Genomic DNA, 4,369 nt, shown 5'->3' on the forward strand with positions numbered 1-4,369 from the left:
GCTCGCTCATGCCGATGTCGTGATGCAGCTCCATCCCAGTGCCAAATATGGCTGTAGCCCAATAAGAATAAGCACGAGCAGCTATAAATTCAGTAGCAGGTTGAGTCTGCCCACACCAGAAAAAAAGCCCGCAGACCAAGGGCCTGCGGGCTTTTGGGGTCCATTGCCGCTCTGCTTCAAGAGGCTTTCCAGAAAATATAGTCGGCCTGGTAAGACGTTGTCAGCTTGTCGCCGAGGTCGGATTGCGTGCAGGCCTTGCTCAGGTCTTGCCCGCCCTTGGTCTTGATGCGCTGGATGTAGGTGATGTTTTGCAGGACGCCAGGCGTGGCGCCCGATGCACCGGTGGAAAGCTGGTTCGGCAGGTTGGTGGCGCCTATGCGGGGCGCCAGCGCCACCTGCGGGCCGACCACGCTGGAGCCGTCGATATGCGTCCAGGTGGCAGGCGGGCCGGAATATTTCGCGACGGTTTTGCCGGTGCGGTCCAGCAGGTCGGCCTCGGGCCTCACGAGAACCCAGCCGATGGTGCCGGCCGTGTCGGCGTTGGCCTTGCACTCGTAATGAAGCAGGCCGCTGGCGGTGGTTTCAAGCGCCACAACATGCCCGGGCGGCACCTTGACCGATGCATCCAGCGGGTCCTGCGTGTATTCCTTGGGAAGCGGCGCGACGCCGGAGCAGGCGGTGATCAGCGCGGCAGTGCCGGTGACCATGGCCAGCGTGACGGCAACGCTCTTGCTATAGGCCCAAAAGGTGTTGTGTGTGCTTTTCATGAAGRCTCCTCGGGTTGTTGTTTTGCCTGCTTGCCAGTAAAGCCCGCTGAAATGTAAACATCTGTAGGACGCCGCGCAGCCTCATTGCCAGCGCCTTGCCGGACCGTTTGCGGGTAAATGCGACAGCTCAGGCGATACGCCAAAAGACAGTCAGGCAACAAGCCCAAGCGGCAGCCAACCGCCCGTAAAAAAGCCCACAGCGCCGGCCTTGCGGCAAGCCTGCGGGCGTAAGACCAGCCCCGCCTGACTTCAGAGCTGGCGGCTCACCCTGGGAGATGCGGGTGAAGGGTATCGGGCGCCGGGAGAGTGCCTGTGCGAACCCCCTGCGCCTTCCTGCGCTTACATCGCCTTGTAGAAGATGTAGCCGGCCTGGTACTTCACGACCTGTTTGGCGCCCATGTTGCCGGCGGCGCAAGGCATGGCGGGTGCAACGCCGCCCTGGGTGTCCACGCGCTGGATGTAGGTCACGCCGCTCATGGCGCCGCTGCCCATGGCCGGGTTGCCCTTGACGAGCTGCAAAGGGATGTTGCCCATGCCGCCGGGGGCGACCGCGATTTGCGTTGCTGTCAGCTTGGAGCCGTCCATGCTTTCCCAGGTGGCCGGCGGTCCGTAGTATTTGCCGACCTGCTTGCCACTGCGGTCATTGAGCTTCGCGTCGGGGCCGACAAAGACCCATTCAAACTGGCCGGCCATGTCTTTTTTGGCATTGCACTGGTAAGTGATGTCGCCCACGCCGACGGTCTCCATCGCGACCTTGTTGYCGGCCGGCACCTGCACGGCAGCCGGCAGGCCGGCCTGCGAGTAGGTGGGCATCATGGGCGACATGCTGCCGCAGGCGGCGAGCAGGGACACGAGCAGAACTGAAGCTGAGGCGGTGGCTGTGCGTAAAGTCATTTTTGAACTCCTGGGTTTTTGTGAACCGGCCAGGCTGGCCGGTGGTGAACTAGGGCGGCCGGCCGTTGTTGTTGGCGATGTGGCGCCGGACGTCCCGTTGCTAGTACGGCGTAGCCAAGGCTATGGATTCAAAAGCAGGAAAGATGAGGCCTACTGTTGCTTGCTATCAAATTAGTAGCTGCTTGCGCAAGTTCCACTTGGGCTGGAGGCCGATTTGATGCATAACTCCCGCAGAGCCGGTTCTTCGGCGTATTCACCAGCGGGGGCCGCGGAACCGGCTTTGCCGGGCCGCAGGCGCCGTCCCCTTGAGGGGAGAACAGGCTACACGCAGTGAGCCTGGACAGGGGGAACCTCACTGCCCGAAGCGCGGGCCCTTGAGGAGAAAGTCGGCTTCCTCGGGCGTATCGGTACGCCCCAGCGCCGCGTTGCGGTAGGGGAAGCGTCCGAAGCGGGCGACGATGTCCCGGTGCTGGTGGGCGAAGTCAAGATTGCCGCGCAGGCGTTGCTTGAGTGAATCGGGCGCGTCGTCCACCAGCCGGGTGAAGCGCGCTACGCATTCATCTTGCAGCGCCAGGCTCTCGGCATGCATCAGCGGCATGTACAAAAAGATGCGCCCGGCCCAGGACAGCTGCAGGTCGGTTTGGGCGGCCAGCGCCTCCAGCACCAGTTGCTGGGCCCGCGTATCGCCGGCAAAGGCCTTGCCGGAGCCGCGAAAGACATTGCGTGTGAACTGGTCCAAAAGGATGACCAGCGCCAGGCGGTGAAGGGGCGGTTGCGCCCAGCCTTGCAGGCCGCCGTCCACGGCTGCCTCGACCTCAAGGCCGAAGCGCGTGCGGATGTCTTCGTCGAGTTCGGCGCCGCCGCCAAACCAGCGTTTGCCAAGGTCTTGCGTGGGCCAGTCTTTTTCGACGCCGTCGCCCAGCCAGAAGTCCAGGACTTCGGCGGGCGTGGCGTGGTGGCGGGCAGGCGCCGCGCCGGAAGATGCGCCAGGGAGTGCGCCTGGGAATGAGGTGGGCTCGGTCATGACGACCGAAAGCTTAGCCTACCAGCGGTCGGAGCGCAGCTGCAGGTCCCAAACACCCTTGCGGATCGAGTAAACGCCGACCACGCCGTAACGCTGCTCGCCTACCGAGTCCCACTTCATGGAGCCGGTAATCGGCGCGTAGCCGTCAAAGGTGCGCAGGGTTTCGGTGATCTTTTCAGGCTTGACCGAGTTGGCGCGCCGCATGGCGCCGGCCAGGATGTACATCGCGTCGTAGGTGTAGTGGCCGCCGTAAGCCGGCTCCCTTTTGAAGGTTTCCTGGTACTTGCTCAGGAAGGCCTTGCCGTTGACGAATTCCTTGGCGTCCAGGATGGGCGAAGTAGCGTAGATTCCCTTGACTGTGTCGCTGCCCTTGAGCATGTCGGTCGTCTTGATGGTGTCGCCGCCCAGGATGCTGATCTGCTGGTTGTAGTCGATCTTCTTGAGGGCATCAATCAGCGCGAGGATCTGGAAGTCGCCTTGCGTGGACACGACCACTTCGACATTGCCGTCCTTGATCTTGCCGGCCAGCTCGTCAAACTTGGTGGTCTTGTCGTCGGATGAATAGGTGACCACTACTGCCTTGCCGGCTTTCTTCAGCTCGACGGCCGCACCGGCGGCCAGGCCCTTGCCGTAGGTGGTGCCGTCATCGACGATGGCGAACTTGCTGGCGCTGAGCTGGTTGGCGGCAAAGGAGCCGATCGCGCGGGCCTGCAGGTTGTCGTTGGCCACCAGGCGGAAGGTGGTGGCCAGGCCCAGCTCGGTGAACTTGGGGTTGGTCGAGATGGCCAGCTGGGGAATGTTTTTGGCGGCATAGACCGGTGCGGCCGGGATGCTGACGCCCGAATTGAGGTTGCCGATCACGGCGACCACGCCGGCGTCGACGAGCTGCTGCGCGACTTCCACACCGGTTTTTGGATCAGACCGGTCGTCCATGGCCACGATTTCAATCTTGACCGTCTTGCCCTTGATCTGGAAGCCCTCCTTGTTGATCTCGTCCACGGCCATCTTCACGCCGTTGTGCAAGTCCTGGCCGAGCGCGGCGAGGTTCCCCGACAGCGGTTGGGCAACGCCGATCTTGATGGTGTCTGGTGGGTTGTCACAGCCCGAGAGCAGGGCACTGGCTACGGCAATGGCGGTCAGGCCGACCAGGGCATGGCGGCGGGATGTGAAGCTGTTCATCGTGAGAACCTTGGTGGTAATGTTGGTGTAACTGAATGTATATTTCACCTTCATGAAGCGGTAGTGGGGTTCACCCCTCAGCGAATGAATGTACGAGTAGATAAGTTTTACTAATGATTCTTATTGGTTCGTTTCTGACTCAAAAACGCACCTGAAAGGATCGTTTTTTGTTCACTTCGATGCGTGACTGCCAGGCGTGCCTGTGGCCCGTCTCACAAACCCATCGCCGGGGAATTCAGGGAAGCAGGTGCCTGCGCAGGAAGCTGCTGATCTTCTGGTCCACCTGGGGAAGCTCGCTGCGGTCAAAGCCGGGCGGGTCCAGCAGCAGGTCTTTGGCCAGGGCTGACATGGCATCGGCCGGTGGCGGCGGCGACAGCAGCGCACCGTGGCCGCCGGTGGGCAGGTCGGCCAGGTGTTCGCAGCGCTTGCAGGCCGCAAGCACCACGTCGCTGTGAAAACGGGGCACCAGCCAGCGGTCTTGCCGGGCGGTCACCAGCCCGAGCGG

Annotated in this window: 4 protein-coding genes and 1 pseudogene; all 5 read right to left on the reverse strand. The window is 62.4% G+C overall.

Features of this window, described 5'->3' with window-relative positions; genetic code table 11:
- Positions 1-176: 176 nt before the first annotated feature.
- Positions 177-767: a DUF3455 domain-containing protein gene (locus tag AC1D1P_RS15555; RefSeq protein ID WP_477673604.1), complete on the reverse strand. Its 591-nt coding sequence runs from the start codon at positions 765-767 to the stop codon at positions 177-179.
- 339 nt (positions 768-1,106) lie between these two features.
- Positions 1,107-1,661 carry a DUF3455 domain-containing protein gene (locus AC1D1P_RS15560; protein ID WP_477673605.1) on the reverse strand — a complete coding sequence of 185 codons (555 nt, stop codon included), beginning with the start codon at positions 1,659-1,661 and terminating at the stop codon, positions 1,107-1,109.
- Between the two features lie 352 nt (positions 1,662-2,013).
- Entirely contained in the window at positions 2,014-2,685 is a 672-nt protein-coding gene (locus AC1D1P_RS15565; RefSeq protein WP_477673606.1) for a DUF924 family protein, read from the reverse strand.
- 18 nt (positions 2,686-2,703) lie between these two features.
- A complete protein-coding gene (locus tag AC1D1P_RS15570) occupies positions 2,704-3,864 on the reverse strand; it encodes a branched-chain amino acid ABC transporter substrate-binding protein (protein WP_477673607.1) in 1,161 nt (386 codons plus the stop codon).
- Positions 3,865-4,099: 235 nt separating this feature from the next.
- A pseudogene (locus AC1D1P_RS15575) lies at positions 4,100-4,369 on the reverse strand (alpha/beta hydrolase family protein); the annotation flags it as partial.

Source organism: Polaromonas sp. P1_E1_2, assembly GCF_056406035.1.